We start from the raw sequence: 15,065 nt of genomic DNA on the forward strand, positions 1-15,065 counted from the left end.
GTGCCCGGAATGTGGATGGTGTAACGAGGATCTGCCTTGCCGACATGGGCCGTGACGGCAACCGGTCAGCGCGTGATGCCGCGCTCGCTCTCGCGGATAAACGCGAGCATCTCGGCCAGTGCCGGCTCGGTCTCCGCGGCCTGCTCGAACTCCGTCCAGACCAGCTCGTCGCCCTGGCGCTTGACCAGCTGGCGGAAGCAGCGGTTGAGCAGGCTGATGGTCTCGGCGGAGAACCCCCGGCGCCGCAGGCCCTCCTTGTTGAGCCCGATGGCCCGGGCACGCGCGCCGTCGGCCATGACGTAGGGAACCACGTCCTTGGAGATCTTGGAGAAGCCGCCGACGAAGGCATGCGCGCCCACGTGGCAGAACTGGTGGGCAACCGCGAAGCCGCCGAAGATGGCGTACTCGCCCACCTCGACGTGACCGGCCAGTGACGCGGCGTTGGCCAGGATGACGTGGTCCCCCACCATGCAGTCGTGCGCCACGTGGGCATAGGCCATCATGAGGATGTCCGACCCCAGCCGGGTCATCCCGCCGCCGCCCTCGGTGCCGCGGTGAATCGTGGAAAACTCGCGGATGCGGTTGCGGTCGCCGATCTCCAGGAAACTGCGCTCGCCGGAGAACTTGAGGTCCTGCGGCACCTCGCCCACCACGGCATGACTGAAGATGTGGTTGTCCGCCCCGATCCGGCACGGGCCCTTGATGACGGTATGGGAGTCGATCACCGTGTTGGCCCCGATCTCCACCTCGCCTTCGATGATCGCATAGGGGCCGACCGAGACGGTTTCGTCCAGGCGGGCCTCGTCGCTGATGATCGCGGTGGGATGAATCACTCGCTCACTTCCTTGGCCACACACTTGACCGTGGCACGCGCGGCGATCTCGTCGTCCACCCGGGCCTCGCAATTGAAGATGCCCATGCCCCGGGCCATGCGCTTGATCTCGACCCGGATGACCAGCTGGTCGCCCGGCTCGACCATGCGACGGAAGGTAACATCGTCGAGGCCCACGAGCATGTAGAGGGCGTTCTCCTTGGGACCGCCGCCGTTGCTGCGGAAGGCGAGCACGCCGGTTGCCTGGGCCATCGCCTCGGTGACCAGCACGCCCGGCATGATCGGGCGTACCGGGAAGTGCCCCTGGAAGAAGGGCTCGTTGAAGGTGACGTTCTTGACGGCCACCAGGTATTCGTTCGCCTTCCAGTCGATGACCCGGTCGATCAGCAGAAACGGGTAGCGATGCGGCAGGAGATTCATTATCTCCTGCACGTTCATGGTGTTTTCTTCACTCACGAGTCGTCCTCATGGCTCGGCGTGTCGCCGAGCTGTTTTTCCAGTTGTCGCACCCGCCGAGCGAGTCGGTCGAGCTGCTTGAAACGGGCTGCATTCCGATGCCAGCGCTCGTTCGTATCCAGTGGCGTGCCGGCCGAGTAGACACCCGGGCGGTGGATGGATCGGGTCACCATCGACATGCCGGTGATGTGGACGTTGTCCGCCAGCGTCAGGTGGCCGGCCAGTCCGACGCCACCCCCCAGGGTGCAGTGCCGTCCGACCACGCTCGAACCGGCCAGCCCCGCGCAGCCGGCGATGGCCGAGTGCGCCCCCACGCGCACGTTGTGAGCGATCTGTATCAGGTTGTCCAGCTTCGCCCCGTCCTCGATGACGGTGTCGTCCAGGGCACCGCGGTCGATGGTGGTGTTCGCGCCGATGTCGACATCGTCGCCGATCACCACGCGACCGACCTGCGGCACCCGCCGCCATTCCCCCTGCTCGAGGGCCAGCCCGAAACCGTCGGAACCGATCACCACCCCGGGCTGGATCACGCAGCGGGCCCCGATCACGGTGTCGTCCAGGACGGTCACCCGGCCGATCAGGCGGGTGCCGGCACCGATGGTGACGTTCTCGCCGATCAGGCACCCCGGCCCGATCTCGACATCCGCCGAGAGCCGGCTGCCCGCCCCGACCGTGGCCTGGGGACCGATCGAGGCCGAGGGGTCGATCTCGGCATCCGCCGCGACCACGGCCGTCTCGTGGACCCCGGAGTCGCGTCGCTTGCGCGGATACAATCGCTCGAGGAGGCGGGCAAACGCCGGTCGCGGGTGTTGCACGACGAGCACCGGCAGGCCGGCGGGGAGTTGCGCCCGGCCGGCCTCGTTGGTGACCACGAGCCCCGCGCCGGTGCGCGATGCCGTGTCGGCCGACTTGCGGTCACCGTCGTAGTAGGCGACATCCCTCGGCCCGGCCGAGGCCAGGGATGCCGCCGCGGTGATCACTCGCTGGCCCTCCCCGGGCACATCGGCGCCGAGCATCTCGGCGAGTTCCGCTACCGTGGCTGATGACGTGGCCTGGGTACTCACGACTTGACGACCGGGCGGCGCCGATCAGCGCCCCATCGATTCCAGACGGTCCAGCACCTCGTCGGTGATTTCCACCCGGTCGGCGGAGTAGACCACGCCCTCGGACAGCACCAGGTCGTAGCCCTTGTCCCGGGCCACGGCACGGATCGCGTCCAGTACCAGCCGCTGGAGCTTGCCCAGCTCCTCGTTCTTGCGCAGGTTCAGGTCGTCGCGGAAGTTGTTCTGCTCGCGCTGCAGGTCACGCAGCTTGCGGTTGAGTTCGCGCTCGATGTTGCCGCGATCGCCCTCGCTCATGGTGACGCCATCACGGTTGAGCCGGTTCTCCAGCCCCTGCACCTCCTCGCGCATGCGCCGGAGTTCCTCCTCGCGGGAGGAAAACTCTTCCTCGAGCTGCTGCTTGGCCCGCTCGGCCTGAGGCGCCTGCTCCAGCAGCACGGAAGAGTTCACGAACCCGATCTTGATATCGGCCGCCTGCCCCAGGGCCGGCAAGGCGAGGAAGGCAGCCAAGAAGGCGAAACGTCTAACCAAGCGAATCACGCTGTCATCTCCTGCAACGTCATCACCCGGAGCGGGTGACTGTGTAAGGGTGAGCCGGGAACCCGCGAACCCCCGAAACCGATCGGCGGCGCCCCGTTGTCTGTTCGTTCTCCCGGCTACCAGTTCGGGACCGGTGCCCCGGCCGGCCTCCAAGCCGACACGTCGATCGGGCACACCCCGTTCCGGGCATTATGCCACAGCGCCGATTGCCGGATCAGAACGAGGCGCCGATGGAGAACTGGAAGTGCTGGGTCCGATCCCGTTCCTCGTCGTTGAGCGGCTGGGCGTAGCTGAAGATCAGCGGGCCGACCGGCGAGATCCAGCTCAGTGCCACACCAGCGGACTGCCTCAGCGATCCGGTATCGAAATCGTCCACGTCACCATAGGCATTGCCGATGTCCCAGAACAGGGCCATGCGCACCGTGTCACGCTGCTCGGTCAGGAAAGGCAGGGGCGAGACGAGTTCCAGCCCGCCGTTGACCTTGAACGTACCGCCCATGGGATCGTCGTTCGAATCCCGCGGACCGAGCGAGTAGTCCTCGTAGCCGCGCACCGAGCGGATCCCCCCGGTGAAGTAGTTCAGGAAGGGCGGCAGCCCGTCGTAGTAGTCGCTCACGCCGCTGTAGTCGCCTTGGGTGTCGCCGTAGGCCTTGATCTGGCCGACGTTGCCGTGTGCCCGCACCGTGAAGTTGTCGGTCAGCGGCTGGTAGAACTCGCCGTCGTACTCGCCCTTGACGTAGGTCAGGTCACTGCCCGGCACGGCGACCGTCGCCGACAGCCGGTGCAACTGGCCGGCGGTGGGGAACGTCGCGCGGTTGCGGGTATCGAAGCGCCACGATGGCCGGATGCTGAAGGTAGTGAACTCCTCGCCATCGAAGCCCGGTCCCGGCTGGTCCCCGTCGCTCGTCTCGCCGGTGACCCAGCTCGGCGAGGCCGTGGTCTCCTTGATCTCCTGGTTCTCGGCCCGGAAGTCGATCTGGCCGAAGGTATTCTCGGAGAACGGCGCACCGAAGTTGATGTTGCCGCCGTAGGAATCCACCAGGTAGCGGGACAGCGAGAGCTCGGTGCCGTCCTGCTTCTGGTAGAACAGCCCGAAGCCCTGACTGACGCCGTTGACGGTAAAGTAGGGATCCTTGTAGTCGAACTGGTAGTACTCGCGGTACGAACTGCGCTCCACGTTCAGGCCAACCGACTTGCCGGTGCCGAGGAAGTTCGGCTGGTTGATGCCCGCGTTGAACAGCAGCCCCTCCGACTGGGAGAAGCCGACGCCCGCGGTGAGCGAGCCGGACAACTGCTCCTTGATGTCGTATTCCACGTCGACCTGGTCGGGCGACTCCGGGACCGGGCTGACATTCTGTTCCACCTGCTGCACCGACGGGAGTCGCTCGATGCGCTGCTTGGAACGGTCGAGCTTGTTGCCGGCATACCAGCTGCCCTCCATCTGCCGCATCTCGCGGCGATAGACGACCTCGTCGGTATTGAAGTTGCCCTTGAACTCGATCTCGCGAACGCTGACGCGACGGCCGGGCTGCAGGTTGAAGTCGACCACCACGGTATTGTCGGCCTCGTCGATCTCCGGACGGGGTTCGACCTGGGCGAAGGCATAGCCGTAATCACCCATCCGCCGGCCGATGGCGTCGCTCGTGTCCACCACCTGGCGACGGTTGAAGTATTCGCCCACCTCGACCCGGTTGAGTTCCGCCAGCGTCTCCTCGTTGAGGAGCATGTTGCCGCTGTAGGTGACGTCCTCGACCTTGTAGCGCTCGCCTTCGGTGACGTTGACCACCACCTCGATGTCCTTCTTGTCCGGCGTGATCGTCACCTGGGTGGAGTCCACCTGGAACTTCAGGTAGCCACGATCGAGATAGTACGAGCGCAGCCGCTCGAGGTCGGCCGACAACTTCTGGCGGGAATACTGGTCACGCTTGGACCAGAATGCCCACCACGGCGCCGGACCCATCTCGAAGGACTTGAGCAACTCCTTCTCGGAGAAGTCCTCGTTGCCGATGATGCGCACTCGCCGGATGGCGGCGGGCTTGCCCTCGTAGATCTCGATGTTGACGAAGACCCGGTTGTCCTCCAGCTCCTCGACCTCGGTCTCGATCTCGACACCGTACTGCCCGAGGCTGTAGTAGACCCGCTGGAGCTCGGTCTGCATCTGGTCCAGGGCACGCTGGTCGAGGACCCGCCCCTGCACCAGCCCGATCGACTTCAGGGCTTCCTGGAGTTGCTCGGTCTCGACCTTCTCGTTGCCGTTGACCTCCAGCGCGGTGATGGTCGGGCGCTCCTCCAGGCGGATCAGGAGGGCATCGTCGGGCGAGCGTCCCACCTCGACGTTCTTGAAGAACCCGGTGTCGTAGAGCGCTTCGACCACCCGGGTGCTGTCCTCCGGCTGGAAGTCGTCGCCGACCTCGTAGGGGAGGTAGGTGAACACGGTCCCCGGGGAGATGGTCCGCAGCCCTTCGACCCGGATATCGGTGATCTCGAATGCCTGTGCCAGCGAGGGAAGCAACAACAGGGCGCCAAGGGCGAGTGCCGCGGTGAAACGTTGTGTGATGGTCATGCCGAAGGGGCTTTCCTGGTCAGGCAAATGGAAGAACGAAAGCGGCCATGACGAGACATCCATGACCACGAGCTCATGAGCAAACCCGGCTATTGTGAACCAAGTCCAGCTAGTGCATCAACCGGGCGATATCGTTGTAGAAGACCACCATCATCAGGGCCGCAAGCGCGACAATCCCGATGCGCGCGTAGATCTCCTCGAACGCCGGGCCGGGGGGGCGCCCCCTGACCACCTCGATCAGGTACAGCAGCAGGTGCCCACCGTCGAGCATCGGGATCGGCAACAGGTTCAGGATGGCCAGTGACAGGCTGATCAGGGCGAGAAACCCGAGGAACGTAGACAGCCCCAGGAGCAGGCTCTTGCCGGCATATTCGGCGATCGCCACCGGACCGGACAGGTTCGCCAGGCTCGCCTCGCCTCGCAACAGCCGGTAGAAGACCTGGAACGTCAGTGCCGTCATCTCCCAGCTTCGATCGATCGAGCGCCCGAAGGCCTCGATCGGCCCGGACCGGTCGAGGAGAACCATGGCCCGGGCCGCCTCCGGATCGTGCGGGCGGGAGGCGAGCGAAACGCCCACACGACCGACCTCCTCCCCGTTTACCTCGGTCGCACGAGGAGAGACTTCCACCTCACGCCGCCGACCGTCCTCGTCCTCCAGCGTCAGGCGCAGCGTCTCGCCGGCCCGCTCGCCGATCCAGTCGATCAATTCGCCGGGATCCCTGTAGCCGCGTCCGTCGATCGCCACGATCCGCTCGCCTTCCTCGAGGCCCGCCTCGGCCGCCGGCGAGCCGGCCTGCACCGCAGCGATCTCCGCCACGCCCGGTGGCTGCCACAGGACCAGGCCGAGCTTGGAAAGCACGTCGGGCGTCCGCTTGCCGATCGACCCGCCCAGCGGGTCGAGCTCCGACAGGTCCAGCTCGGTGGACAGGGCACGGCCGTCCCGCTCGAAGCCCAGGGGCAGGGTCTGGCGCTCGATGCCGCCGTTGATCAGCCGCAGCTGCAGATCGGTCAGGTTCTCGATGGCATGCGGCCCCACGGAGGTGATCACGTCGCCCGACTGCAGGCCCGCCTCGGCCAGCGGCGTGCCCGGCTCGAGGTCGCCCAGCTTCGGCAGGGTGCCCTGTGTGCCCACCATGAACATCAGCCACCAGAGGAACAGGGCAAGCAGGATGTTCGCCGCCGGGCCGGCGGCCACGATCAGGCTGCGCTTCCAGAGGGGCTGGCGATTGAAGGCGCGGTGGCGTTCGCCCGGATCGACCTCGCCCTCGCGCTCGTCGAGCATCCGCACGTAGCCGCCCAGGGGGAGCGCCCCGACGCGGTACTCGATCCGGTCAGGGCCACGGCGGGTGGAGAACAGGGTCTTGCCGAAACCCAGCGAGTAGGTCAGCACCCGCACGCCCAGCTTTCGCGCGACCCAGAAGTGGCCGTACTCGTGGAACGCCACCAGGATGCCGATGGTGAGCAGGAAGCCCAGCAGACTGATCAGCACGTCCATCGGTCGTCACCCACCCGCCGTCAGTTTCGCCGACCGACACCAGTCGGCCGTCCATGACCGCACCTCGGCGTCCAGCGTCAGGACCGCGTCGATGGACCCCGGCGCGGCCGTTCGACCCGCAGCGGTCATGGCATCCAGCGTGGCCTCGGTCGCCGCGGCGATGCCGGGGAACGACAGCCTGCCCTCCAGGAAGGCCGCCACCGCGACCTCGTTGGCCGCGTTGATCACCAGTGGCGCCGCCCCGCCAGCGCGCAGGGCATCGAAGGCGAGCCGCAGGGCCGGAAAGCGGGCGAAATCCGGGCGCTCGAAGTGCAGGCCGTTGAGTGCATGGAAGTCCAGCGGACGGACGCCGGACGCCACCCGCTCGGGCCAGGCCAGGGCATGGGCGATGGGCGTGCGCATGTCCGGTTCGCCGAGCTCGGCGAGCACCGATCCATCGACGAAGCGCACCATGGAGTGGATCACCGATTCGGGGTGAACGACCACCTCGATCCGGTCGGCATCGATGCGGAACAGGCGGGCGGCCTCGATCACCTCGAGCCCCTTGTTCATCATCGTGGCCGAGTCGACGGAAATCTTGCGCCCCATCGACCAGTTGGGGTGGGCGCAGGCCTGCTCGGGAGTAATGAAGGAGAAGCGATCGGCCGGCCAGTCGCGGAATGGACCGCCCGAGGCGGTCAGGACGATGGATTCGACTTCCGCCGGGTCCGTGCAACGGTCGCCCGGGGCGGCCGGCAGGCACTGGAAGATGGCGTTGTGCTCGCTGTCGACCGGCAACAGCTCCGCCCCGCTCCGACGGGCCACGTCCATCATCAGCTCGCCGGCGGCAACCAGCGACTCCTTGTTGGCAAGCAGCACCCGCTTGCCCGCGTGCAGGGCGTTCCAGGTCGACTGCAGCCCGGCCGTGCCGACGATGGCGGCCACCACCACATCGAGCGCCTCGCTACCGGCGAGCCCGTCGACCGCCTCCTGGCCCACCACCAGCTCCGGGCGCTCGGCGGCCGGCAGCTCCTCGAGTCGCGAGAGCAGTTCATCCCGGCGTTTCACGTCGACGAGGCCCACCACGGCCGGGCGGAACTGCCGGACCTGCTCGAAGAGGGCCTCGACCCGCCCGTGGGCGACCAGCACCTCCACGCGATAGCGCGCCGGATGCCGTGCGAGCACGTCGAGCGTGCTGCGGCCGATGCTGCCGGTCGACCCGAAGATCCCGATGCGCTTCATGATCCGCCCATCAGCTGCATGTGCGACAGGGCCAGCCACCACAACGGCATCGCGGCGAACTGTCCGTCGAGCCGATCGAGGACGCCGCCGTGGCCGGGCAGGACCCGTCCGCTGTCCTTCACACCCGCCTCCCGCTTGAGACGGGACTCCTCGAGATCGCCACCCACGGAGGCGAGCGCGACCACCACGCACCAAAGCGCCAGCAGCCAGGAAGGCGTGGTCGCGAACAACGGCAGAATCGCCCCGATCGCCGCCAGCACGGCGACACCGGCAAGCCCGCCGACCACGCCCTCGATAGACTTGCCGGGACTGATCATGGGAGCGAGCTTGTGCCGGCCGAAGGCGCGGCCGGAGAAATACGCCAGCGAATCGGCCACCACGACGACGAGGATGCCGAAGAGCAGCAACCACTGCCCCTGCGGGGCTGCATGGATCCCGACGAGTGCCACCCAGAACAGGGGCAGGATCACCAGCCCGATCAGGCGACGCTGCCAGAAGGGACGCCCGGGCGGCCGGGTAGTGCGGTAGCGCAGGTGGGTGCCGAACAGGAAGAGCCAGGCCGTGGCGGCCACGCCCATCAGCCAGACAAGCTGATCGGCCGGCCAGAACTGATGCCAGCCGACGGCGATCAGTACCGTACCGACCACCCACGGCCAGATCTGGCAGGGGGCCAGCCCGCAGAGACGAAACCACTCGACGGCAGCCCATGCCAGGACGACCAGGGTGATGCCGGCAAAGATCCGCTCCGGGGTGAACAGCACGACCGCAAGCGCCACCAGGCCGGCGACGATGCCGGTGATCACTCGCACCGCGGTCGAGCTCACGACACGTCCTCTCCGGGAGCCCGACCGAACCGGCGCTCGCGCCCCGAGAACCAGCGCACCGCCTGTTCGAAGGCCGCCTCGTCGAAGCGCGGCCAGAGCACATCGGTGAAGTACAGTTCGGCGTAGGCCGACTGCCACAGGAGGAAGTTGCTCAGGCGCTTCTCGCCGCCGGTACGGATGAACAGATCGACCGCGGGCTGGCCGGCGGTCGCCAGCCCCTTCTCGAATTCATCCGCCAGCACGGCCGGATCGTCGAGATCGAGCGCCTCGTCCGCATGACGCTCGGCCAGTCGACGTGCCGCCTGCAGGATGTCCCACTGCCCGCCGTAGCTGACCGCGATCTGCAGGTGCAGACGACGGTTGTCGGCGGTGCGCTCCTCCGCGACAGCCATCAGCCGCTGCACGCCGGGGTCCAGGCGCGAGCGATCACCGATGAATCCCAGTCGCACGCCGTTCGCGTCGAGTTCGTCGAGCTCCTTCTCCAGCGCGTTGATGAACAGCTTCATGAGCGCATCGACCTCGTCGGCCGGGCGCGACCAGTTCTCGGAGGAGAAGGCGAACAGGGTGAGGATGGGAATCTCGAGCCGCATGGCGGCACGGATGGTGGCGCGCACGGCACGCCGGCCGCGCTGGTGTCCCATCTTGCGTGGCAGGTGCCGGGCCCTGGCCCAGCGACCGTTGCCGTCCATCACGATGGCGACGTGGCGAGGTCGGCGCGCCGGATCGATCGCCGTCGCCGGTTCGTTGGTAGGCGCCCGGCTCACGACGGCCTAGACTTCCATCAGTTCTTTTTCTTTCTGGGCCACGATCCGATCCACTTCCGCCACGCTCTCGTCGGTGAGCTTCTGAACCATCTCCTCGCCACGACGCTCGTCGTCCTCGGAGATTTCCTTCTCCTTGAGGAAGGCCTTGAAGTCGCTGTTGGCATCCCGGCGGATGTTGCGGATGGCGATCTTGGCGTTCTCGCCTTCATGGCGCACGACCTTGCCCAGTTCCCGGCGCCGCTCTTCGGTCAGTGGAGGCATGGGGATGCGGATCACCGTGCCGGCGGAAGACGGATTCAGCCCCAGATCGGACGTCATGATCGCCTTCTCGATCTTGCCGACCATGTCCTTCTCCCACGGCGTCACGCTCAGGGTGCGCGCATCCTCGGCGGAAAGCTTGGCCACCTGGGAGAGCGGCACTTCGCTGCCGTAATACTCCACGTGGATATGGTCGAGGACGCTGACATGCGCCCGACCGGTACGGATCTTGGAAAGCTCGGTCTTGAGCGCCTCGATGCTCTTGTTCATGCGCGTGCGAGCATCTTTGACCACGTCGTCAATCATTCTTCACGTTCTCCGCTGTCACCAGGGTACCGACGGGCTCGCCACTCACGGCCCGCACCAGGTTACCCGGTTCATTGATGTCCACCACCATCAGCGGCATCTGCTGATCGCGACACATCACGATCGCGGTGGCGTCCATCACGCCCAGCCGCTGGTCGAGCACGGCATTGTACGTCAAATGATCGTAGCGTTCCGCATCGGCGTCCAGCTGCGGATCGGCGCTGTAGACCCCGTCCACCTTGGTCGCCTTGATCATCAGGTCGGCATTGATCTCGGCGGCGCGGAGGCTCGCACCCGAGTCGGTGGTGAAGAACGGGTTGCCCGTCCCGCCGACCAGCACGACGACCCGCCCCTTCTCCAGGTGGCGGACCGCGCGACGGCGGATGTAGTCCTCGCAGACCGCATGGATCGATACCGCGGACATCACGCGAACCTTCAGCCCGCGGCGCTCGAGCACGTCCTGCATCGCCAGCCCGTTCATGACGGTGGCCAGCATGCCCATCTGGTCGCCCGTCACCCGGTCCATCCCGGCGCCGGCCAGGCCTTCGCCGCGGAAGATGTTGCCGCCACCGACGACCACGGCGACCTCGACGCCACGGTCCTTGAGCGCCTGGATGTCGTCACCGAGCCGATTGATCACCGCCGGGTCGATCCCGAAAGACTGGTCGCCCATCAGCGCCTCGCCGCTGAGTTTGAGCAGGACACGTCGATAACGGGGGGAGCCGGCAGCTTGCATATCGTTTCACCTGTGGGCTGTGTGCTTGCGATTGGTTGTCGCGCCACGCCGAGCATGACGCACCTGGGAACATCCGAGCAAGCCCTCCGGTCCGGGCGGCCGACCCTAAGAGGGCTTGATCGGAGATTCTGCAGTTCAAAAAAAAGCCGGGTTGGCCCCGGCTTTCCTGGAGGGCGATCAGCCCCCTTTGACCTGCGCCATCACCTCGGCGGCGAAGTCGCCTTCCTCCTTCTCGATGCCCTCGCCCACTTCCATGCGCTCGAAGCGGACGCACTTGGCACCTTCCTTCTCGAGAAGCTGGCCGACGGTCTGATCGGGATCCTTGACGAACGGCTGACCCACGAGGGTGATCTCGGCCAGGAACTTGCGGATCCGGCCCTCGATCATCTTCTCGACGATTTCCGGCGGCTTGCCGGACTCGGCGGCCTGGGCACGGAAGATCTCGCGCTCCTTCTCGAGCGTCTCCTCGTCGACCTGCGACTCGTCGACACAGGCCGGCTTGCTTGCCGCCACGTGCATGGCGAGATCACGTGCCAGTTCCTCGTTGCCGCCCTCGAGCTCGACCAGCACGCCGATCCGCTCGCCGTGACGGTAGGCACCGATCACGCCGGAGGTGCTCATGCGCACGAACCGGCGGATCTGGATGTTCTCGCCCAGCTTGGCGATGAGCGCCTTGCGGCGGTCGTCGGCCTTCTCGCCGTCGATCTCGAGACCATTGACGGCTTCCAGGTCGGCCGGGTCGTCCGCCAGGATGCGCTCGGCCATGCCCTGGGCGAAGCCCGTGAAGTCGTCGCCCTTGGAGACGAAGTCGGTCTCGGAGTTGATCTCGACCATCGCGGCGGTCTTGCGATCGTCGCTGATGGCGATGGCGACCTGGCCTTCGGCGGCCACGCGGTCGGCCTTCTTGTCGGCCTTGGCCAGGCCGCTCTTGCGCATCTGCTCGATGGCCGCCTCGATGTCGCCGTCGGTCTCGACCAGCGCCTTCTTGCATTCCATCATGCCGGAGCCGGTACGCTCACGGAGTTCTTTGACCAGAGAGGCAGAAATTGCCATGACCTGTCTTCTCCCGAAAATCTGTCTTGTAGAAAAACAACGGGCCTGACGACCCGTTGCTCACATAGGGGACCGGCTCGTCCGCCCGCTCGTGGGGACGAGTCCGGCCGCGGCCGCTTACTTGGCCGCTTCTTCCTGTTCGGACACCTCGACGAAGTCCGACTCGCTGACGCTCGAGGCGCCCTTGGCATCCAGTACCGCATCCGCAACGGCGGTGGTGTAGAACTGGATGGCACGAATCGCGTCGTCGTTGCCCGGAATGACGTAATTGACGCCCTGGGCGCTGTTGTTCGTGTCAACAACGGCCACGACCGGGATGCCGAGCTTCTTGGCTTCCTTGATCGCGATGTCCTCGTGGCCAACGTCGATGACGAACAGTGCGTCCGGCAGACGCTCCATGTCCTGGATGCCGCCGATGGAACGCTCGAGCTTGGCGCGCTCGCGGGTCATTTCCAGCGCTTCCTTCTTCACCAGCTTGGCGAAGGTGCCGTCCTCTTCCATCTGCTGCAGCGCCTTGAGGCGGCGAATGGAGGAGCGCACGGTGCGGAAGTTGGTCATCATGCCGCCGAGCCAGCGGTGGTTGACGTACGGCATGCCGCAGCGCTTGGCCTCGGTCTCGATGATGTCGCGGGCCGAACGCTTGGTGCCGACGAACATGATCTTGCCGCCATTGCCGGCCAGCTTGCCGATGTAGTTCAAGGCATCCTCGAACATCGGCAGCGTCTTTTCCAGGTTGATGATGTGGATCCGGTTGCGCTGACCGAAGATGTAGGGCGCCATGCCCGGGTTCCAGTATCGAGTCTGGTGACCGAAGTGGACACCGGCCTCGATCATCTGACGCATGGTGATTTTAGCCATCTTGATAACTACCTGTTTTGATTGGGTTAGGCCTCCGCCCGATCTGACAGCACAACCCCCCGGATCAACCGGCGGGCACCCCGCGCTGCCATAGCGATGGACGTGTGGAATTTCCGGCCGCCCGCTGACGAAAGCGACGGTCCGGCGCGCGGATTATACGGGAACTTGGCCCTGCAGGGAATCCCGGGAGCGATCGATCACCCGGGCCGGGCCGCTCATCCGGCGGCATGCGCCCGGACCGCGTCGGCCAGCTCCTCCGCGACCGCGCGCACCTCGTCGGCCGATTCGCCTTCGACCATCACGCGAATCAGCGGTTCGGTGCCCGACGGGCGCAGCAGCACGCGCCCCCTGTCCGCCAGCCGGGATTCGGCGGCCTTGACGGCGCTGGCCACGGCCGGGTCCTCCAGCGAAACCGGCCGGTCGATGTGCACGTTGATCAGTTCCTGGGGAAGGATATCCATCGGCTCGAGCAGCTCGCCCAGGGACTTTCCCTGACGCGCCATCTCCGCGAGCACCTGCAGTGCGGCGATGATGCCGTCGCCGGTACTGTGACGATCCAGGCACAGCAGGTGACCGGAAGACTCGCCCCCGAGCAGCCACTGCTCGCGCTTGAGGGCCTCGTGCACGTAGCGGTCTCCCACCTTGGCACGCAGGAACGGACAGCCCAGCCCCCGCACCGCGCGTTCCAGGCCGAGGTTGCTCATCTGCGTGCCGACCACGCCCCCGGCGTAACCCTGCTGGATACGACCGGCCGCGATCACGTACAAAAGCTCGTCACCGTCGCGGACGTTGCCCCCCGCATCCACCATCACCACGCGGTCACCGTCGCCATCGAAGGCTACGCCCAGGTCGGCGTTGGATGCCAGCACCGCGGAGCGGACGGCCTCCGGGTGGGTCGAGCCGACGCCCTCGTTGATGTTGAAGCCGTCCGGCCCGGCGCCGATCACCTCGACCTCCGCGCCCAGTTCGGCAAAGACGCGCGGGGCCACCTGGTAGGTGGCACCGTGGGCGCAGTCGACCACGATGCGCAGCCCCGAGAGCATCATCCCGCTGGGAACGGTGCTCTTGCAGAACTCGATGTAGCGCCCCGGCGCGTCCTCGATCCGGTCGGCCTTGCCCAGCCGGCGATTGTCGATCACCTCCAGAGGCTGGTCGATCATCGCCTGGATCTCGTCCTCGACCGCATCGGGCAGCTTCTCGCCGTGCGACGAGAAGAACTTCACCCCGTTGTCGGCATAGGGATTGTGCGAGGCGCTGATGACCACGCCCGCGGAGGCACGCAGGGTGCGCGTCAGGTAGGCGATCGCGGGGGTAGGCATCGGTCCGAGCAGCCGCACGTCCACTCCCGCAGCGGCAAACCCGGCCTCCAGCGCAGACTCGAACATGTACCCCGAGACGCGCGTGTCCTTGCCGATCAATACGCGTCGGCGTCCATGGTCGCCCAGGACCTTGCCGGCCGCCCAGCCCAGCTTGAGAACGAACTCGGGGGTCATGGGCCACTGGCCGACCGCACCCCTCACTCCATCGGTTCCAAAGACTCTGGTCACGTCTGTGCCTCTCCTGTGTCCACCGGCCCGGCCTTCCGCCTGCCGACGAGATCGCCGGAAACAAGAACGCCGGCTCGCAAGGCCGGCGCCGTTCGTCGTGTCTGATCGTCGATCGCCGCCAAGAGGCGACCGACGGCCCCGGAAGGGGTCTTACATGGCCGGGCCACCTTCCGGCTCGTCGCTGTCGGCACTCTCGCCGGCACCTTCCTCGCCGATGACAGCGATGTACGCCGCCAGGTTGTTGATGTCGGCGTCGGACAGGTGGGTCGCTTGCGGGATCATCGCGTAGGAGTACTCACCCATCTCGGTGCCCTTGCGGTAAACCTTCAGCAGGGACGCCGCTTGGGAGGCCGCCATGCCCTTGAGCTTGGGCGCATTCATCAGGTGACCACCCTCGCCCTGCTCGCCGTGGCAGACGGCACAGGAAGAGTAGAGAGCCTGTCCACGCTCGACATCCGCCTTGGCGAGTTCGTCAGAACCCTTCTCCTCGCCATCGTCGTCCTTCTCGGACTTGGCCTGATCGTCATCCTTGTCGCTGTCGTCCTTGTCGC

At 66.4% G+C, this 15,065-nt stretch carries 15 protein-coding genes; all 15 read right to left on the reverse strand.

Annotated elements, in window-relative coordinates; translation table 11 throughout:
* Positions 1 to 65: 65 nt before the first annotated feature.
* Complete coding sequence (gene lpxA / locus ACLFMY_RS01645; protein WP_410762768.1) at positions 66 to 833, reverse strand: acyl-ACP--UDP-N-acetylglucosamine O-acyltransferase; 768 nt, start codon at positions 831 to 833, stop codon at positions 66 to 68.
* Positions 830 to 1,288, reverse strand: a complete 459-nt coding sequence (gene fabZ, locus ACLFMY_RS01650; RefSeq protein WP_410762769.1) for a 3-hydroxyacyl-ACP dehydratase FabZ — start codon at positions 1,286 to 1,288, stop codon at positions 830 to 832. Before fabZ ends, lpxA begins: the two co-directional genes overlap by 4 nt.
* Positions 1,285 to 2,352 (reverse strand): UDP-3-O-(3-hydroxymyristoyl)glucosamine N-acyltransferase, encoded by a 1,068-nt coding sequence (gene lpxD / locus ACLFMY_RS01655; protein ID WP_410762770.1) that lies wholly within the window; start codon positions 2,350 to 2,352, stop codon positions 1,285 to 1,287. Before lpxD ends, fabZ begins: the two co-directional genes overlap by 4 nt.
* 24 nt (positions 2,353 to 2,376) lie before the next feature.
* Positions 2,377 to 2,889: an OmpH family outer membrane protein gene (locus ACLFMY_RS01660; RefSeq protein ID WP_410762771.1), complete on the reverse strand. Its 513-nt coding sequence runs from the start codon at positions 2,887 to 2,889 to the stop codon at positions 2,377 to 2,379.
* Between the two features lie 214 nt (positions 2,890 to 3,103).
* The gene (bamA, locus tag ACLFMY_RS01665) at positions 3,104 to 5,452 is read right to left on the reverse strand and encodes an outer membrane protein assembly factor BamA (protein ID WP_410762772.1); all 2,349 of its coding nucleotides are present in this window, start codon (positions 5,450 to 5,452) and stop codon (positions 3,104 to 3,106) included.
* Between the two features lie 109 nt (positions 5,453 to 5,561).
* Positions 5,562 to 6,947: an RIP metalloprotease RseP gene (gene rseP / locus ACLFMY_RS01670; protein ID WP_410762773.1), complete on the reverse strand. Its 1,386-nt coding sequence runs from the start codon at positions 6,945 to 6,947 to the stop codon at positions 5,562 to 5,564.
* Positions 6,948 to 6,953: 6 nt separating this feature from the next.
* Positions 6,954 to 8,168, reverse strand: coding sequence for a 1-deoxy-D-xylulose-5-phosphate reductoisomerase (gene dxr / locus ACLFMY_RS01675; protein WP_410762774.1), 1,215 nt, complete (start codon positions 8,166 to 8,168; stop codon positions 6,954 to 6,956).
* The gene (locus tag ACLFMY_RS01680; RefSeq protein ID WP_410762775.1) at positions 8,165 to 8,992 is read right to left on the reverse strand and encodes a phosphatidate cytidylyltransferase; all 828 of its coding nucleotides are present in this window, start codon (positions 8,990 to 8,992) and stop codon (positions 8,165 to 8,167) included. The genes dxr and ACLFMY_RS01680 overlap by 4 nt, the downstream gene beginning before the upstream one ends.
* Positions 8,989 to 9,756 (reverse strand): polyprenyl diphosphate synthase, encoded by a 768-nt coding sequence (uppS, locus tag ACLFMY_RS01685; RefSeq protein ID WP_410762776.1) that lies wholly within the window; start codon positions 9,754 to 9,756, stop codon positions 8,989 to 8,991. The genes ACLFMY_RS01680 and uppS overlap by 4 nt, the downstream gene beginning before the upstream one ends.
* A 6-nt stretch (positions 9,757 to 9,762) precedes the next feature.
* A complete protein-coding gene (gene frr / locus ACLFMY_RS01690; RefSeq protein WP_410762777.1) occupies positions 9,763 to 10,320 on the reverse strand; it encodes a ribosome recycling factor in 558 nt (185 codons plus the stop codon).
* A complete protein-coding gene (gene pyrH / locus ACLFMY_RS01695; RefSeq protein ID WP_410762778.1) occupies positions 10,313 to 11,056 on the reverse strand; it encodes a UMP kinase in 744 nt (247 codons plus the stop codon). The genes frr and pyrH overlap by 8 nt, the downstream gene beginning before the upstream one ends.
* A 177-nt stretch (positions 11,057 to 11,233) precedes the next feature.
* Complete coding sequence (gene tsf / locus ACLFMY_RS01700) at positions 11,234 to 12,109, reverse strand: translation elongation factor Ts (protein ID WP_410762779.1); 876 nt, start codon at positions 12,107 to 12,109, stop codon at positions 11,234 to 11,236.
* Positions 12,110 to 12,226: 117 nt separating this feature from the next.
* Positions 12,227 to 12,967, reverse strand: coding sequence for a 30S ribosomal protein S2 (gene rpsB / locus ACLFMY_RS01705; protein WP_410762780.1), 741 nt, complete (start codon positions 12,965 to 12,967; stop codon positions 12,227 to 12,229).
* A 215-nt stretch (positions 12,968 to 13,182) separates the two neighbouring features.
* Complete coding sequence (gene glmM / locus ACLFMY_RS01710; RefSeq protein ID WP_410762781.1) at positions 13,183 to 14,514, reverse strand: phosphoglucosamine mutase; 1,332 nt, start codon at positions 14,512 to 14,514, stop codon at positions 13,183 to 13,185.
* Positions 14,515 to 14,664: 150 nt separating this feature from the next.
* Positions 14,665 to 15,065 (reverse strand): c-type cytochrome (locus ACLFMY_RS01715; RefSeq protein ID WP_410762782.1); only part of this gene is annotated, 401 nt, incomplete at its 5' end.

It is taken from the genome of Guyparkeria sp. (genome assembly GCF_046545975.1).
Classification (GTDB): Bacteria; Pseudomonadota; Gammaproteobacteria; order Halothiobacillales; family Halothiobacillaceae; genus Guyparkeria.

Bases quoted from the DNA above. Each gene is read 5' to 3' on its own strand.
- bamA (WP_410762772.1), bottom strand. From the start codon at position 5,452: ATGACCATCACACAACGTTTCACCGCGGCACTCGCCCTTGGCGCCCTG.
- rseP (WP_410762773.1), bottom strand. From the start codon at position 6,947: ATGGACGTGCTGATCAGTCTGCTGGGCTTCCTGCTCACCATCGGCATC.
- dxr (WP_410762774.1), bottom strand. From the start codon at position 8,168: ATGAAGCGCATCGGGATCTTCGGGTCGACCGGCAGCATCGGCCGCAGC.
- frr (WP_410762777.1), bottom strand. From the start codon at position 10,320: ATGATTGACGACGTGGTCAAAGATGCTCGCACGCGCATGAACAAGAGC.
- pyrH (WP_410762778.1), bottom strand. From the start codon at position 11,056: ATGCAAGCTGCCGGCTCCCCCCGTTATCGACGTGTCCTGCTCAAACTC.
- tsf (WP_410762779.1), bottom strand. From the start codon at position 12,109: ATGGCAATTTCTGCCTCTCTGGTCAAAGAACTCCGTGAGCGTACCGGC.
- rpsB (WP_410762780.1), bottom strand. From the start codon at position 12,967: ATGGCTAAAATCACCATGCGTCAGATGATCGAGGCCGGTGTCCACTTC.